General features: G+C 62.9%; 17 protein-coding genes and 1 other RNA gene. 7 read left to right on the top strand and 11 right to left on the bottom strand.

Going from position 1 to position 16,133, the window contains the following annotated elements; translation table 11 throughout:
• Window positions 1-56: 56 nt before the first annotated feature.
• Both groL and groES read right to left on the bottom strand, forming a co-directional pair.
• On the bottom strand, window positions 57-1,703 hold the full coding sequence (groL, locus tag OU994_RS27275) for a chaperonin GroEL (protein ID WP_130187818.1): 1,647 nt from the start codon (window positions 1,701-1,703) through the stop codon (window positions 57-59).
• Window positions 1,704-1,741: 38 nt separating this feature from the next.
• Window positions 1,742-2,032, bottom strand: coding sequence for a co-chaperone GroES (groES, locus tag OU994_RS27270; RefSeq protein WP_130187819.1), 291 nt, complete (start codon window positions 2,030-2,032; stop codon window positions 1,742-1,744).
• A 347-nt stretch (window positions 2,033-2,379) separates the two neighbouring features.
• Here groES and OU994_RS27265 point away from each other — a divergent pair, with 347 nt between their 5' ends.
• The 5 genes from OU994_RS27265 to OU994_RS27245 all read left to right on the top strand — a co-directional run bounded on the left by OU994_RS27265 (window position 2,380) and on the right by OU994_RS27245 (window position 4,222).
• On the top strand, window positions 2,380-2,514 hold the full coding sequence (locus OU994_RS27265) for a hypothetical protein (protein ID WP_259772414.1): 135 nt from the start codon (window positions 2,380-2,382) through the stop codon (window positions 2,512-2,514).
• 348 nt (window positions 2,515-2,862) lie between these two features.
• Window positions 2,863-3,093, top strand: a complete 231-nt coding sequence (locus OU994_RS27260) for a hypothetical protein (RefSeq protein ID WP_131144199.1) — start codon at window positions 2,863-2,865, stop codon at window positions 3,091-3,093.
• A complete protein-coding gene (locus OU994_RS27255; RefSeq protein ID WP_131144200.1) occupies window positions 3,090-3,401 on the top strand; it encodes a cell division protein ZapA in 312 nt (103 codons plus the stop codon). The genes OU994_RS27260 and OU994_RS27255 overlap by 4 nt, the downstream gene beginning before the upstream one ends.
• 46 nt (window positions 3,402-3,447) lie before the next feature.
• Window positions 3,448-3,628: non-coding RNA, 6S RNA (ssrS, locus tag OU994_RS27250), on the top strand.
• Window positions 3,629-3,757: 129 nt separating this feature from the next.
• Entirely contained in the window at window positions 3,758-4,222 is a 465-nt protein-coding gene (locus OU994_RS27245) for an EVE domain-containing protein (RefSeq protein ID WP_281608457.1), read from the top strand.
• A 60-nt stretch (window positions 4,223-4,282) separates the two neighbouring features.
• On the opposite strand, the gene lgt is transcribed toward OU994_RS27245, so the two are convergent.
• Both lgt and OU994_RS27235 read right to left on the bottom strand, forming a co-directional pair.
• Window positions 4,283-5,101 carry a prolipoprotein diacylglyceryl transferase gene (gene lgt, locus OU994_RS27240; protein ID WP_281608456.1) on the bottom strand — a complete coding sequence of 273 codons (819 nt, stop codon included), beginning with the start codon at window positions 5,099-5,101 and terminating at the stop codon, window positions 4,283-4,285.
• Window positions 5,101-5,997 (bottom strand): LysR family transcriptional regulator, encoded by an 897-nt coding sequence (locus OU994_RS27235; RefSeq protein WP_281608455.1) that lies wholly within the window; start codon window positions 5,995-5,997, stop codon window positions 5,101-5,103. The genes lgt and OU994_RS27235 overlap by 1 nt, the downstream gene beginning before the upstream one ends.
• Before the next feature lie 203 nt (window positions 5,998-6,200).
• On the opposite strand from OU994_RS27235, the gene ilvD reads away from it, so the two are divergent.
• Window positions 6,201-8,063: a dihydroxy-acid dehydratase gene (gene ilvD / locus OU994_RS27230; protein ID WP_131144204.1), complete on the top strand. Its 1,863-nt coding sequence runs from the start codon at window positions 6,201-6,203 to the stop codon at window positions 8,061-8,063.
• Window positions 8,064-8,266: 203 nt separating this feature from the next.
• Here the strand turns inward: ilvD and OU994_RS27225 are convergent, their stop codons facing one another.
• Window positions 8,267-8,497 (bottom strand): TIGR04438 family Trp-rich protein, encoded by a 231-nt coding sequence (locus tag OU994_RS27225; protein WP_281608454.1) that lies wholly within the window; start codon window positions 8,495-8,497, stop codon window positions 8,267-8,269.
• A gap of 174 nt (window positions 8,498-8,671) precedes the next feature.
• Here OU994_RS27225 and OU994_RS27220 point away from each other — a divergent pair, with 174 nt between their 5' ends.
• Window positions 8,672-8,983, top strand: coding sequence for a c-type cytochrome (locus OU994_RS27220; RefSeq protein WP_131144206.1), 312 nt, complete (start codon window positions 8,672-8,674; stop codon window positions 8,981-8,983).
• Between the two features lie 88 nt (window positions 8,984-9,071).
• Here the strand turns inward: OU994_RS27220 and OU994_RS27215 are convergent, their stop codons facing one another.
• From OU994_RS27215 to folD, 6 genes are all read right to left on the bottom strand, one after another.
• Window positions 9,072-10,202 carry a branched-chain amino acid ABC transporter substrate-binding protein gene (locus OU994_RS27215; protein WP_281608453.1) on the bottom strand — a complete coding sequence of 377 codons (1,131 nt, stop codon included), beginning with the start codon at window positions 10,200-10,202 and terminating at the stop codon, window positions 9,072-9,074.
• A gap of 107 nt (window positions 10,203-10,309) precedes the next feature.
• Window positions 10,310-11,446: a branched-chain amino acid ABC transporter substrate-binding protein gene (locus OU994_RS27210; RefSeq protein ID WP_131144208.1), complete on the bottom strand. Its 1,137-nt coding sequence runs from the start codon at window positions 11,444-11,446 to the stop codon at window positions 10,310-10,312.
• Window positions 11,447-11,619: 173 nt separating this feature from the next.
• Window positions 11,620-12,279, bottom strand: a complete 660-nt coding sequence (locus OU994_RS27205) for a hypothetical protein (protein ID WP_281608452.1) — start codon at window positions 12,277-12,279, stop codon at window positions 11,620-11,622.
• The gene (locus OU994_RS27200; RefSeq protein WP_131144210.1) at window positions 12,276-12,719 is read right to left on the bottom strand and encodes a DNA polymerase III subunit chi; all 444 of its coding nucleotides are present in this window, start codon (window positions 12,717-12,719) and stop codon (window positions 12,276-12,278) included. Before OU994_RS27200 ends, OU994_RS27205 begins: the two co-directional genes overlap by 4 nt.
• A gap of 83 nt (window positions 12,720-12,802) precedes the next feature.
• Window positions 12,803-14,881, bottom strand: coding sequence for a M3 family metallopeptidase (locus OU994_RS27195; RefSeq protein ID WP_281608451.1), 2,079 nt, complete (start codon window positions 14,879-14,881; stop codon window positions 12,803-12,805).
• 28 nt (window positions 14,882-14,909) lie between these two features.
• Window positions 14,910-15,755 (bottom strand): bifunctional methylenetetrahydrofolate dehydrogenase/methenyltetrahydrofolate cyclohydrolase FolD, encoded by an 846-nt coding sequence (gene folD, locus OU994_RS27190; protein ID WP_281608450.1) that lies wholly within the window; start codon window positions 15,753-15,755, stop codon window positions 14,910-14,912.
• Window positions 15,756-16,133: the final 378 nt, after the last annotated feature.

The raw sequence follows: 16,133 nt of genomic DNA, 5'->3' as shown, positions 1-16,133 counted from the left end.
TCCGAAGAAGCAGCCTTTTCAGGTGCAGCTGGCCGAAGCCGGCAGTTACCGCATGATTACATCATGCCGTCCATGCCGCCCATGCCACCCATGCCGCCCATGCCACCCATGCCGCCGGCTGGCTTGTCTTCCACCACTTCCGCCACCATGCAGTCGGTCGTCAGCATCAGGCCGGCGATCGATGCGGCGTTCTGCAGTGCCGAACGGGTTACCTTGGCCGGATCCAGCACGCCCATTTCCACCATGTCGCCATAGGTGCCGTTGGCGGCGTTGTAGCCGTAGTTGCCGGTGCCGCCCAGGACAGCGTTGACCACCACCGACGATTCTTCGCCGGCGTTCTGCACGATCATGCGCAGCGGCTCTTCCATCGCGCGCAGCACGATCTTGATGCCGGCTTCCTGGTCAGGGTTGTCGCCCTTGACGGTCAGCGCAGCGCGGGCACGCAGCAGGGCCACGCCGCCGCCAGGAACGATGCCTTCTTCCACGGCAGCGCGGGTAGCGTGCAGTGCATCTTCCACGCGGGCTTTCTTTTCCTTCATTTCGACTTCGGTGGCAGCGCCAACCTTGATCACGGCAACGCCGCCGGCCAGCTTGGCCACGCGTTCCTGCAGTTTTTCACGGTCGTAGTCCGAGGTCGCTTCTTCGATCTGTGCGCGGATCTGGCGAACGCGGCCTTCGATGCCGGCAGCTTCGCCAGCGCCGTCGATGACGATCGTGTTTTCCTTGCCCACTTCGATGCGCTTGGCCTGGCCCAGTTCTGCCAGCGTGACTTTTTCCAGCGTCAGGCCGACTTCTTCAGCCACCACCTGGCCGCCGGTCAGCACTGCGATGTCTTCCAGCATGGCCTTGCGGCGGTCGCCGAAGCCAGGAGCCTTCACTGCGCAGGTCTTCAGGATGCCGCGGATGTTGTTGACCACCAGGGTCGCCAGCGCTTCGCCTTCGATGTCTTCGGCGATGATCAGCAGCGGACGGCCGGCTTTCGCCACTTGCTCCAGTACCGGCAGCAGGTCGCGGATGTTCGAGATCTTCTTGTCGAACAGCAGGACGAACGGGTTTTCCAGGACAGCGACCTGCTTTTCCTGGTTGTTGATGAAGTACGGGGACAGGTAGCCGCGGTCGAACTGCATGCCTTCCACGATGTCCAGCTCGTCGTTCAGCGACTTGCCGTCTTCCACGGTGATGACGCCTTCCTTGCCCACTTTTTCCATCGCTTCAGCGATGCGCTCGCCGATCGAGTAGTCGGAGTTCGCAGAGATCGCGCCAACCTGGGCGATTTCCTTCGAGGTGGTGCATGGCTTGGCGATCTTGGTCAGTTCTTCGACGGTGGCGGCGACGGCCTTGTCGATGCCGCGCTTCAGGTCCATCGGGTTCATGCCGGCGGCAACGAACTTCATGCCTTCGCGCACGATGGCTTGTGCCAGCACGGTCGCGGTGGTGGTGCCGTCGCCGGCGTTGTCGGAAGTCTTCGATGCGACTTCCTTCACCATCTGCGCGCCCATGTTCTGCAGCTTGTCCTTCAGTTCGATTTCTTTCGCGACCGAGACACCGTCCTTGGTCACGGTCGGGGCGCCGAACGAGCGCTCCAGCACGACGTTGCGGCCTTTCGGGCCCAGGGTGACCTTGACCGCGTTGGCCAGGATGTTGATGCCTTCAACCATTTTGGCGCGCGCTGCGTCGCCGAAAATCACTTCTTTAGCTGCCATGTTGGAAATCTCCAGATTCTATGTAAGGGGTCGGCCGATTACTTGTTGACGATCGCCAGGATGTCTTCTTCGCGCATCACCAGCAGCTCTTCGCCATCGACCTTGACGGCCTGGCCGGAGTATTTGCCGAACAGGACGCGGTCGCCGACTTTCACTTCCAGTGCGCGCAGCGTGCCATTGTCGGCAACCTTGCCGTTGCCCACTGCCAGCACTTCACCCTGATCCGGCTTCTCGGCGGCGGCATCAGGGATGATCAGACCGGATGCGGTCTTGGTTTCCTGGTCCAGGCGTTTGACGATGACGCGATCGTGCAAAGGGCGAAGGTTCATACAAAACTCCTTATGTGTACAGTGAGGTTGATTCGTTGTTAGCACTCTCGACTAACGAGTGCCAACAATTATAGGGATGGTCCTAAGTGATTTCAAGAGAATTCATATTGGGAAAATTTCTATCGGCGGTAGCGCTCGCAGCGGGAGGCCGGAAAGCCCCGTTTGTGTTTTGACAAAGCTTCGCCGGAGGTGCACACTGTCCGTTCGCATTCGGAAGCATTCTTCACACGTGCATTGACGTACTGCATCAGGTTGCACGGCATCAGGTTGTACTTCATAAGCGTTGCACTGTATTAACGTTGCAGGGATTGCAAGCATTAAACGTTGCATTGTCTACGGAGGCTGCGATGTTCCAGACGAAATTCCCCAGAGACCTGCATGCGCCGGAATGGGTGCGTGTGGCGATCAACGTGGCCGCCGGCGCGGCGTTGGGCGTGCTGGCTGGCGCCATGCTGTTGCTGGCGCTGGGCACGGTCACCTGACTGGCCCGGCATTCCTGGCATGCCGCCATCCGGCGGCATGCATGTCGGCTACCTGCGTCTGCTACTTACTTCTGCTACTTGCTTCTGCTACTACTTACTTCGGCTACTACTTACTTCGGCTACTACTTACTTCGGCTACTACTTACTTCTGCGCCTATTTACTTCTGCTGCTGCATCGGTCATGTCATGGGCCACCTCGTCCGCCATTTCACCGGCTACCTCATCCGCCACCTCATCCGCTATCCCGCCCGCCTTCCTTGTAGCGGCGTTCTGCCATTAAGATGTAATTAAGTAAAGAACCGTCCCGATTCGGTTGACCACGTTATCGCGCCGCCCTATAGTGGCGGGATGATTGCAGACTTCCAAGAACTTTCCGACAAGATCGAGCAGTTGGCCGAGCTGGCGCTGTCGTTGCGGCGTGAAAACGCCCAGCTGCGCCAGGCCAATGCCGCATTGGTGGCTGAAAACCTGGGATACCAGAAGCGCCTGGCCGAAGCGCATGCGCGCGTGTCGGCACTGCTGGAACATATCCCTCCGCTGGAAACGGCAACCCCCGAGCAAGAGGACCTCCAGTCATGAGCAACGTGGACGTCAATATCCTGGGTTCGTCGTATCGCCTAGTCTGCAAGGACGGCGAGGAACGCGCATTGCGCGAAGCGGCGGCCCTGCTGGACAAGAAAATGACCACCATCCGCGACACGGGCAAGGTGAAGGGCAACGACCGTATCGCCGTGATGGCCGCGCTGTCGATGGCCGCCGAATTCCTGACGGCCAAGGCGCCGGCCGGCCCGCTGTCGGAGATCTCGCTGCTGGAAGTACAGCACAAGATCGCCGCGATGCACCGGGTGCTCGACGGCGCGCTGACCCCGCAGGAAAATCTCTTCTGACGCACGATAGGACTTTCCCTGACGGCGTTTGAGGAGTAAACTGCGTCCTACCCTGCGGTGTTCGAGAAGTGCCATATATTCCTTGAACCATTAACACGCATAGGTCGCGGAACATTGTTCGGCGGGTGTGAGCGTCGCTAGTCCGATGAACCCGAAGTTGAACTGACTGTGGCCGCCTTGAACCGTTAGGTTCAGGATGCCGGCATGACGGCACAGGCGGGGCCCTATATGAAGTACTGAAAGCGGTTGTGGCACCGGAAGGTGCGCAGCCGCTTTTTTACGTCCCGCTTTTTTACGTCCCGCTTTTTTACGTTCGATCATTCACGCCCGCCGTTTTCACGTCAGGAGCAAGGCAGATGCCGAAACAGTACTGGCTGATGAAGTCCGAACCCGACGACGTCAGTTTCGACGACGTGCTCGCATCGAAGAACCAGACCACGTCCTGGTACGGTGTGCGCAATTACCAGGCCCGCAACTTCATCCGCGACGCCATGCAGGTCGGCGACGGCGTGCTGTTCTATCACTCCAGTTGCGCGGTACCGGGTATCGCTGGCATCGCCGAAATCGCCAGCACGCCGTATCCGGATGCCACGCAGTTCGATCCGGCCAGCCCGTACTACGACGCCAAGGCCACGCAGGAAAGCCCGCGCTGGACCGGCATCGACGTCAGGGCCGTGAAGCAGGGGCGCTACGTGGAGCTGAAGGAGTTGCGCAGCCATCCCGAACTGGAGAACATGCGCCTGCTGGCCAAGGGCAGCAGGTTGTCCGTGATGCCGGTGGAAGCGGATGAGTGGCGCTTCATACTGAAGCTGATCGGCTGAAGCGCCAGCCGGAAGACTGGCGGCGCAGGCGTGCCGGCCTGCGCATGCGGCGACAATGCGCTACGCGTGCGCCGGCGCCGCGCCGTAGGTATTGCGCCGGTACGACCACACCAGCATCGCGATGGCGGCCACGATCATCGGCAGCGACAGCACCTGGCCCGACGTGACCGGCAATCCCAGCACGGTGATTTCCCAGTCCGGCGTGCGGAAGTACTCGGTGAAGAAGCGCGCGCAGCCATACAGCAGCGTGTACATGGCGCCCACCGCGAGGCGCGGACGGGCATGGCGCGCGAACAGCCACAGGATGATGAACACGAGGATGCCGTCCACCAGCATCTGGTAGATCGGCGACGGGTGGCGCGGCAGCGCATCCACGTTCGGCCAGATCATCGCCCAGGGCAGGTTCGGGTCCAGCACCGGGCGGCCCGGCAGTTCCGCGTTGATGAAGTTGCCGAGGCGCCCGGCGGCATACCCGAGCGGCACCATCGGCGCGATGAAGTCGTACACGTCCAGCAGGTTGCGCTTCGCCTTGCGCGCCCAGAACCACATCGCGATCAGCACGCCGATGAAGCCGCCATGGAAGCTCATGCCGCCATGCCAGACCTTGAAGATTTCCAGCGGCGTGGCGAACAGGTGCGGCTGGTAGAAGATCACTTCGCCCAGCCGGCCACCGAGCACCACGCCCAGCATGCCGTAGAACAGCATGTCGTCCAGGTCGTGGTTCTTCCAGCCCAGGGCGGCGATGTGCGGCTGCCGGATGCGCACGCGGCCCAGCGCGATGAACAGCGCGAAGGCCAGCACGTACATCAGGCCGTACCAGTGGATCGCCACCGGGCCGAGCTGCAGGGCGACGGGATCGGGCATCGGGTGAATCAGCATCAGAGTCTCTTTCTCATCAAGTCCAGGAAGCCCTTGAGGACGGGGGAAGTATTGTCGCGGCGCCAGGCCAGGCCCGTTTCGACCAGCGGGGTGGCCTGCGCCAGCGGGCGGTATTCTACTCCCGGCCGGCGCAGGTTGGAGACCGATTGTGGCACAAGGGCGATGCCCATGCCGGCCGATACCAGGCTGACGATGGTCTGCATCTGGATCGCTTCCTGGCCGATGACGGGGGTGATGCCGGCGGCGCGGAACACGGCCAGGATGGCGTCGTACAGGCCCGGCGAAATCGCGCGCGGGAAGATGATCAGCGGCAGTGGCGGCAGCGCCGCCAGGTCGGCTTCGTGCTTGCCGCGCAATTCGGGCAGGCTGGCCGGCGAGGCCAGGATCAGGGGCTCGTTCAGCACCGGCAGGTAATCCAGTTCCGCTTTCGCCTTGTCCGGCAGCGGCGGGATCAGCAGGCCCGCATCGACACGGCCGTGCAGCAGTTCTTCCAGCTGCAGGTCGGAGGTGGCTTCCTGCAGCGTGATCTGCACCTGCGGAAAGGCGGCACGGTAGGCGCGCAGCGAAGGGGGCAGCACGCTGTAGTCGGCCGACGAGACGAACGCCAGCACCAGCTTGCCGGTGGCGCCCGATGCCGCGCGCTTGACGAGGCCCGGCAGTTCGCCCGCCTGGGCCAGCAGGCGGCGCGCTTCCGGCAGCAGGGCGTCGCCGGCCGCGGTCATCGCCACGCCGCGGCGGTTGCGGTCGAACAGGGCGGCGCCCAGCATGTCTTCCAGCGCGAGGATGGTCTGCGACAGGGGCGGCTGCGTCATGTGCAGGCGCTTGGCCGCGCGGCCGAAGTGCAGCTCCTCGGCCACGGTGACGAAATAACGCAGCTGGCGCAATTCGATGTTCATGTTCAGTGATATCTCCAGGCTCTCACAGCGCATTAAATCATATATTTGACAACTGATGCCGGCGGGCGCAAGCTGATGCCCTTTCGCGCCTCCGCGCATGCGTGCGCGTGTGCAGAAGTTGCCAACATTTTTTGCCAACATTTCCTTGCTGTCAGTTGCGTCGTCAGTTGCTGCCCTTTTTACAAGTCTGAGGAGACATCGTCATGCCAACCTACCGTTCCTATACCACCACCCAGGGCCGCAACATGGCCGGCGCCCGCGCGCTGTGGCGCGCCACCGGCATGAAGGATGGCGATTTTTCCAAGCCGATCATCGCCGTCGTCAACTCGTTCACGCAATTCGTGCCGGGCCACGTGCACCTGAAGGACCTGGGCCAGATGGTGGCGCGCGAGATCGAGGCCGCCGGCGGCGTCGCCAAGGAATTCAACACGATCGCCGTCGACGACGGTATCGCCATGGGCCACGGCGGCATGCTGTACTCGCTGCCGTCGCGCGACCTGATCGCCGATTCGGTCGAGTACATGGTCAACGCGCACTGCGCCGATGCGATGGTGTGCATCTCCAACTGCGACAAGATCACCCCCGGCATGCTGATGGCCGCCATGCGGCTGAACATCCCGACCATCTTCGTCTCCGGCGGGCCGATGGAAGCGGGAAAGGTCGTCAAGGTCGTCAACTCCGACAGGAAGATCATCAAGCTGGATTTGGTGGATGCGATGATCAAGGCCGGCGACGCGACCGTGTCCGACGCCGACGTGGCGGAAATCGAGCGCTCGGCCTGCCCGACGTGCGGTTCCTGCTCCGGCATGTTTACCGCCAATTCGATGAACTGCCTGACCGAGGCACTGGGCCTGTCGCTGCCGGGTAACGGCACGATCCTGGCAACCCACTCGGACCGCAAGGAACTGTTCCTGCGCGCCGGCCGGATGATCGTCGAGATCACCAAGCGCCATTACGAGCAGGACGATTACTCGGTCCTGCCACGCAACATCGCCAGCAAGGCCGCCTGGGAAAACGCCATGGCGCTGGATGTGTCGATGGGCGGTTCCACCAACACCGTGCTGCACCTGCTGGCTGCCGCGCACGAAGCGGAAGTGTCGTTCACGATGGCCGACATCGACCGCATTTCGCGCAACGTGCCGTGCCTGTGCAAGGTCGCGCCGATGACGGACAAGTACCACATCGAAGACGTGCACCGCGCCGGCGGCATCATCGCCATCCTGGGCGAGCTGGCGCGCGCCGGCCTGCTCGATACGTCGCTGCCGACCGTGCACTCGAAGACGCTGGGCGAAGCGATCGAGAAATACGACATCAAGCGCAGCGACGATCAGGCTGTACATCAATTGTTCCGCGCCGCGCCGGGCGGCGTGCCTACGCAGACGGCGTTTTCGCAATCGGAACGTTTCGAGGCCAACGACCTGGATCGTACGGCCGGCTGCATCCGCGACCGCGAACATGCCTATTCGCAGGATGGCGGCCTGGCCGTCCTGTACGGGAACATCGCCGAGAAGGGCTGCATCGTGAAGACGGCCGGCGTGGATGAAAGCATCCTGAAATTCTCCGGCAAGGCGCGCGTGTTCGAAAGCCAGGACGCGGCCGTGGAAGGGATCCTGGGCGATACCGTGCATGCGGGCGACGTCGTCATCATCCGCTACGAAGGGCCGAAGGGCGGCCCGGGCATGCAGGAGATGCTGTACCCGACGTCGTACATCAAGTCGAAGGGCCTCGGCAAGGCTTGCGCACTGTTCACCGACGGCCGCTTCTCCGGCGGCTCCTCGGGCCTGGTGATCGGCCATGCTTCGCCGGAAGCGGCCGAAGGCGGCGCCATCGGCCTGGTGGAAGAGGGCGACATGATCGACATCGACATCCCGAACCGCACGATCAACCTGCGCGTGACGGCCGAGGAACTGGCCCACCGCCGCGGCAGGATGGAAGACAAGGGCGCCGCCGCCTGGCACCCGGTCAACCGTGAACGCGCCGTCTCGCAGGCGCTGCGTGCCTACGCCGCGCTGACCACCTCCGCCGACCGCGGCGCCGTGCGCGACCTGTCGCAGCTGAAGCGGTAAACGACCGGCAATGCTCGAGTTCGTGTCCTGGTGCCTGGAGGGAACGCAGCCTTGCAAGGCTGCGTCGTTCCGCAGGCGCGGAGCAATGCTCCGCGAAGACGCAGCCCGGTATGGCTGCGTCGCTCGTCAGGCGCGGAACGGTGTTCCTCGAAACCCCTGTCTCGCTCCCTGCTTCACCCCCCTGACACGAACTCGGCAGTAGTTTATTTCTTCTTCGGCGTACCGAACCGGTCGGCGACGCGGTCCTTGCGCCGCTTCGCATCGATGTCGTGCGCCTTGCGCTTGTCCAGTCCCAGCATCGGTTCGACGAACTCGAACCACGCGAAGGCGGCCACCATCAGCCCGACGATCCACCACCACGACAGGTCGGCGAAGCGCCAGATTTCAAGGAAGCGCAGCGCGCAAAGTGCAAGGATGGCAAGGATGATCGGCATGACGGGCTCCGGTAAGCAATCCATCCTACTTACAAAATTTACCGAGCGCAACATTTCGCAACATTTGCAGCGTCAACGGAATACCCGACCGCTTCGTTCTGGCAATAGGCGCTATACGTACCCGCTGATGGGAAACGCGTTAGAATCACCGGCAGGTTTAATTTGGAGAAATCGATGAAACGTTTCGTGATGGGTGCATTGGTAGTGGGCTCGGCTTTCGTGTCGCAGGCCGCGATGGCGAACGCGGACCTGGCGAAGGCAAAGAATTGCATGGCTTGCCACGCTGTTGCGAACAAGCTGGTGGGGCCTGCCTACAAGGACGTGGCGGCCAAGTACGCGGGCCAGAAGGATGCCGAAGCCAAGCTGGTCGGCAAGGTGATCAAGGGCGGCGCCGGCGTGTGGGGCGCGATCCCGATGCCGGCCAACCCGCAGGTGAGCGAGGCGGATGCGAAGACGCTCGTCAAATGGATCCTGGCGCAGAAGTAATCTTTTTGCGCCGTATCGAAAAAACCGGGCAGCGCCCGGTTTTTTCATGTCAGCCCGATGATTTTCAACGGGATCAACGTCGGCGTGGTCACTTCACCACTTCGATCAGTGTCTTTTTTCCGCCACGGAACGTGAACAGCGTCAGCGCGCCATCCTTGATGTCGCCGGCCGGATCGAACGCGATCGTGCCGGTAATGCCCGGATAGCTCACTTTCGACAGGAACGGCAGGTATTGCTTGGGATTGGCCGACTTCGCGTTCGCCATCGCCGTGGCCATCGCCATCACCGCGTCATACGAATACGGGGCATAGATCTGCAATTCCTGCCCATAGCGCTTCTTGTAGCGGCCGGCGAATTCTTCCATCTTCTTTTGCTGCGCCGGCGTCACGCCGCCCGCTTCCGCGCACACGACCGAATCGTCGCCCGCGGTCGGGCCGGCCAGCTTCGGCATCGCCTCGGTGCAGATGCCGTCGCCGCCCATCAGCTTGGTCTTGATGCCCAGCGCCTTCATCTGGCGCAGCAGCGGGCCGCCGACCGAATCCATGCCGCCGAAGAAGACCAGGTCCGGGTTCTTCGACTTGATGCTGGTAAGGATGGCGTTGAAGTCCGTCGCCTTGTCGTTGGTGAATTGCTTGTCGACGATCTGCGCGCCTTTCGCGGCCTTGACGAACTCGGTCGCCACGCCCATGCCGTAAGCGGTGCGGTCGTCGATCACGGCGATCCGCTTGGCACCCAGGTTTTGCACGGCATACTTGCCCAGCGTACCGCCCAGCTTCAGGTCGTTGGCGACCACGCGGAACGTGGTGTTGAACTTCTGGCGCGTGTAGACGGGGCTGGTGGCCGATGCCGAAATCTGCGGGATGCCGGCATTGTAGTAAATGCGCGACGCGGGGATCGACGTGCCCGAGGTCTGGTGGCCGATCACGCCGTTCACCTTCTGGTCCGCCAGCTTTTGCGCGGCGGCGGTGGCCTGTTTCGGCTCGGCGGCATCATCCTCGGCCATCAGCACGAACTTGACGGGCTTGCCGTCGATCTTGAAGCCCTTGGCGTTCAGGTCCTCTACGGCCAGCCGCGCACCGTTCGACGTATCCGTGCCCAGGTGGGCGGACTGGCCCGACAGCGGGCCCACATAGCCGATCTTGACCACTTCCTGCGCCATCGCGCCGCCAGCGGAAAGCAGGGTGGCGCCGATGGCGAGGGAAATCAGCTTCTGTTGCATATGCGTTTTACTCCAATACTTATGCGGTCACCAAATATGGGCCGCTGAAAAAACAAAGGCCGTCCACCAGGGACGGCCGCACGGTTTGTCTCCCGTCGTTATCCTTCTTACTTGACCACTTCCATCCTGGTCTTCTTGCCGCCCGTGTAGGTGAACAGGGTCAGCGCGCCATCGTTGATGTCGCCGAACTGGTCGAACGTGATCAGGCCCGTCACGCCCTGGTATTTCACCTTCTTCAGGAACGGCAGGTACTTCTTCGGATCGGACGATCCGGCATCCTGCATGGCCTGCGCCAGCGTCATCACCGAGTCGTACACGTACGGTGCGTACAGCTGCACTTCCTGGTTGTACGCCTTCTTGTAGCGGGCGCGGAAGTCATCCATGTTCTTCTGCAGTTCCGGCGGCACGCCACCCGCTTCGGCGCACGTTACCACGCCGTCGGCGGCGGCCGTGCCGGCCAGGCGCGGCAGCGCGTCGGTACACACGCCATCGCCACCCATGAACTTCGCCTTGATGCCCAGCGCCTTCATCTGGCGCAGCAGCGGGCCGCCTACCGCGTCCATGCCGCCGAAGAACACCAGGTCGGGATTCTTGGCCTTGATGCTGGTGAGGATCGCGTTGAAGTCCGTTGCCTTGTCGTTGGTGAATTGCTTGTCGACGACCTGCGCGCCCTTGGCACCCTTGATGAACTCGGTCGCCACGCCCATGCCGTACGCGGTGCGGTCGTCGATCACGGCGATCTTCTTGGCGCCCAGCTTGTCGACGGCGTATTTGCCCAGCGTGCCGCCCAGCTTGGCGTCATTGGCCACCACGCGGAACGTGGTGTTGAACTTTTGCTTGGTATAGACGGGATTGGTGGAAGCCGGCGACACCTGCGGGATACCGGCATTGTAATAGATGCGCGATGCCGGCACCGTGGTGCCCGAATTCAGGTGGCCGACCACGCCGTTGACCTTGGCATCGACCAGCTTCTGCGCCACGGTGGTGCCCTGTTTCGGATCCGCGCCGTCGTCTTCCAGCACGAGCACGAACTTCACCGGCTTGCCGCCGATCTTGATGCCCTTCGCGTTCAGGTCGTTGACGGCCATGTTGGCGCCATTCTCGTTATCCTTGCCCAGGTGGGACTGGGGGCCGGAGACCGGGCCCACGTGGCCGATCTTGATGACTTCCTGTGCGCCGGCCGACGTCGCGGCACTGGCCGCGAAAGCGAGGGCGATGGCAACTGCGATGGACTTCGTCTGCATACTCGTCTCTCCAATGAATGTTGGGTGACGCCTCGTGAGCGTCATTCTGGCAGAAGGTACAACAAATTTTTCAAATGGCAAAGGCACAAATGGCGATTGTTGCGGCGCGCACCGGCACAGGGCGGGCATGCACCGGCCGGGACCGCGGTTTCAGCCGCCAGTCAGTGCGTTTTTCACGGTTTTGGTGCCTGTAGAGCCGCAAGCTCCTGCCGCACCGATGCGGCCACCGCCTGCGCGACCGACTCGGCCAGCCCGGCTTGCAGCCCGCCGGCCAATTGATGCAGCACCTGGTCGAAACGCTCGGCCACCAGCGCATCCACGCGCGGCATCAGCTGCTGCATGATGCGTTCGCTGAGCGCCTGCTCGATGGCGGCGAGGTCCACGGCGCCGGCGCGTTCCACGGATGGGGCCGCTTCTTCCACTTCCGCTCCGGCTTGCATGTCCGCTGTTACGCCGGCGGCTGCTCCGGCTTCGGCTCCCGCTTCGGTACCGGCAGCTATTCCGGCAGCGGTTCCGGTCGCTACGCCCGCTTCAACGTCGTTTGCGAGCCGGGCATCGATGGCGGATTCAGTGCCCGCTTCAGTAGCCTCTTCAATGGACTCTTCGACGCCCGCTTCGATGTCCGCCTCCGCTGGCACCACCAGGTCGATGACGGGCGCCGGAGCAGGCGTCGCCGAAGCCGCCCCCACGCCGGTGCGCCACACCGCTGGCTTAAAAGCGGCAGCGGGAGGATGCGCCGTTGCGGGCTCCGGCGCGGGTACGGGCGGAGCGGGGATTTCCTGCAGCACTTCCGTCAGCACGGGAATGCCGGCATCGAACGGTCCCGCGCTCACGCTTTGCCCACGCTGAGGTGGGCGGGCGTGAAGTCCTGCCGCTTGTAGGCAACGAAGCGGATGCGGCCGGCGGCCGCGTCGTCCTCGTCGGCGGATACCACCTCGATCAGGCGGGGAAAGCTCTCGAACTGCGCGGGTGCGCGGCGCGCCAGGTTCACCAGCAAGTCGGCCTGCGGCAATTCCACGCTGTCGCTGTCGGCCAGCACGATCGGCGTATCCGGCGCCAGCGGGTCATTGACGTGCACGTGCGGCAGGAAGTCGACATCGGAAAAGCTCCACAGCGCCGCATCGAGCCGCGCCAGCTGCGCGCTGTCCTCGGTCATGATGACGATGCGGCTTTTCGCGCCGGACGCGCTCGCGGCGTTGCAGGCCTTGCGCACCAGGCGGCACGCATAGGCGATCTTGTCGGGAACGTTGGTGTGGAAATCGATGCGGGTCATGGGCGCTATTGTAGCGCGGCGGCGCGGGGGAAACCGGTGTCGGACACCCGCCGGGTGTCCGACACCATGCACTCAAGGTCCCTTCACGCAGCCATGCCGCTGTGCCGGAGGAGCGCGTCGATCTGCGGTTCGCGGCCGCGGAACGCGGTGAACGATTCCAGCGCCGGCCGCGAACCGCCGACCGACAGGATCTCGTGCAGGAACTTGCGGCCCGTGTCGACCACGCGCTCGTCGGCGCCTTCCAGCTCCGCCGCTTCCTCGAAGGCCGCGTAGGCATCGGCGGACAGCACTTCGGCCCACTTGTAGCTGTAGTAGCCGGCCGCGTAGCCACCGGCGAAGATGTGGCCGAACGAGTTCTGGAAGCGGTTGAACGCCGGCGGGACGATGACCGCGAAGCGGCTGCGCACCTCGTCGATCACGTCCTGCACCGACTTGCCTGATTCAGATTGATAGTCGTAGTGCAGGTGCATGTCCAGCAGCGAGAATTCCACCTGGCGCAGCGTCTGCAGGCCGGACTGGAAGTTCTTCGCGGCCAGCATCTTGTCGTACAGCGCGCGCGGCAGCGGCTCGCCGGTCTTCACGTGCGCCGTCATGTGCGACAGCACGTTCCACTCCCAGCAGAAGTTTTCCATGAATTGCGACGGCAGTTCCACCGCATCCCACTCCACGCCGGCAATGCCGGACACGCCCAGTTCCTCGACGACGGTCAGCATGTGGTGCAGGCCATGGCCGAACTCGTGGAACAGCGTGATCACTTCATCGTGCGTGAACAGCGAAGGCTGCACCTTGCCATCGATGACGGCCGGCTCCGTGAAGTTGCAGGTGAGGTAGGCGATCGGCGTTTGCAGCTGGCCGGCCTCCAGGCGCCGGCTGCGCGCGTCGTCCATCCACGCGCCGCTGTTCTTGCCGGGGCGCGCATACAGGTCCAGGTAGAACTGGCCCACCAGTTCGCCGTCGCGCTCGATGCGGAAGAAGCGCACGTCCTTGTGCCAGGTGGGTGCCTGGTCCGGCAGGATCTGCACGCCGAACAGGTTCTGCACCAGCTTGAACAGGCCGTCGATCACCTTGTGCTCGGGGAAGTACTGCTTCACTTCCTGCGCCGAGAACGCGTAGCGGTGCTGTTGCAGCTTTTCCGATGCATACGGCAGGTCCCAGGCGTTCAGTTCCGTCAGGCCCAGGTGTTCGGCCGCGAAGGTCTTCAGTTCTTCCAGGTCCTTCTCGGCATACGGGCGGGCGCGTTTCGCCAGGTCTTCCAGGAAGCCGATCACCTGTTCGGGGCTCTGTGCCATCTTCGGCACCAGCGACACCTCGGCGAAGTTCTTGTAACCCAGCAGCTGTGCCTCTTCCGCGCGCAGCTGCAGCAGCTTCACGATATTGGCGCTGTTGTCCCATTTCTCGCGCTCGCTGAACACGTCGCCCAGGTCGGAGGCCTTGGTGGCGTTCGCGCGGTACACCTTCTCGCGCAGCGCGCGGTTGTCGGCGAACTGCAGGATCGGGTAGTACGAAGGGAAGTGCAGCGTGAACTGCCAGCCCTGCTTGCCGTCTTTCTCGGCCAGGGTTTTCGCGGCGTGCTTCACGTCGTCCGGCAGTCCGGCCAGCTCGGCTTCGTCCTCGACCAGCAGCTTCCAGTCGTTGGTGGCGTCCAGCACGTTCTCGGAAAAGCGCGTCGACGTGGCGGCATGCTCTTCCTGGATATCCGCGAAGCGTTCCTTCTGTTCCGGCGGCAGTTCGGCGCCACCCATGCGGAAATCGCGGATCGCGTTTTCAATGATGCGCTTGCGGGCCGGCGCCAGCGTGGCGAATTCCGGCGACGCCTGCAGCGCCTTGTACTTGGCGAACAGCGCCTCGTTCTGCGCCAGCTCGGTCCAGAACTCCGTCACCTTCGGCAGGTTCTCGTTGTACACGGCGCGCAGCTCGGGCGTGTCGGCCACGTTGTTCAGGTGACTGACGATGCCCCATGCACGGCCCAGCAGTTCGGTGGCGTTTTCCAGCGGCGTCACGAAGTTCTGCCACGTCACCGGCTCCACGGGCGCTTCCAGCTGCGTCACCACTTCCCGGTTCTTCGCCAGCAGCTCGTCGATGGCCGGCGTCACGTGTTCCGGCTTGATCGCGTCGAAACGCGGCAGGCCGCCAAAGTCCAGCAGGGGGTTGTCAGTCGTCATTGTCTATTCCTATGGTTGGGCCGCGGGCTTACACCCGCTCTGCCGACTCAATCGTATTCATCAGGAGCATCGTGATCGTCATCGGGCCGACGCCGCCGGGTACCGGCGTAATGTGCGCGGCCACTTCCTTGATGCCGGCAAAATCCACGTCCCCGCACAACTTGCCATTATCGTCGCGATTCATGCCCACATCGATCACGATTGCCCCCGGTTTCACCATGTCCGCCGTCAGCGTGTTGCGGCGGCCGACCGCCGCCACGACCACGTCCGCCTGCTTGGTATACACGGACAGATCCGGGGTGGCGCTATGGCAGATGGTGACGGTGGCGTTGGCCTGCAAGAGCAGCAGGCCCATCGGCTTGCCGACCGTGTTGCTGCGGCCGATCACCACCGCGTGCTTGCCGCGCAGGTCCACGCCGGTCGATTCGATCAGCTTCATGCAGCCGTACGGCGTGCAGGGACGGAAGCCTTCCAGGCCCGTCATCAGCTCGCCGGCCGACAGCACCGAGTAACCGTCCACATCCTTCGACGTGGCGATCGCTTCGATGACCTTGTGCGGGTTGATGTGCTTCGGCAGCGGCATCTGTACCAGGATGCCGTGGATCGCCGGATCGGCATTCAATGCTGCAATGCGGTCGAGCAGCGCCTGCTCCGCCAGGTCGGCATCGTACTTCTCCAGCACGGAGTGGATGCCCACGTCGCCGCATGCCTTCACCTTGTTGCGCACGTACACCTGGCTGGCGGGGTCTTCGCCCACCAGGATCACGGCCAGGCCGGGCTGCTTGCCGCTGGCGGTCAATGCGGCAGCGCGGGAAGCGATTTCGGCGCGCAGTTTTTGGGAGAGGGCGATTCCGTCGATGAGTTGGGCAGACATGGTGATGGACTAAGGTGGGATGAAAGACCGTCATTATAAAGGTGCGATGCGCCGCGCTGGGGCTTCATGCAGACCATTGCCGGCGGCGCAGCCGGATTGGGCGCTGCCAGGTAACCATGCATGCGTTGAAGTGGCCTTTGGCGGTGGAACCAAAAGCAGTTTGAACGCGCTCATAAAAGTGATTTTTTGATCACAAAAACTGATTGTAAACTGCGCATTTATGCGGCATTGCAGCATTTCCACATAGGGAAATTTCACATTATAAAAACAGCTTTCGTATTTTGAAAAAGGCCAAATTCACTGTTAGAATCTCCGCACTTTGTAAAAGTCTTGGTAAATAATCACCCTCGCGTCCGCCACGATCACCGGATCGGTTCG

This window comes from Pseudoduganella sp. SL102, from assembly GCF_027856995.1.
GTDB lineage: Bacteria > Pseudomonadota > Gammaproteobacteria > Burkholderiales > Burkholderiaceae_D > Rugamonas > Rugamonas albidiflava.
This window is presented reverse-complemented; position numbering and strand designations above follow the sequence as displayed.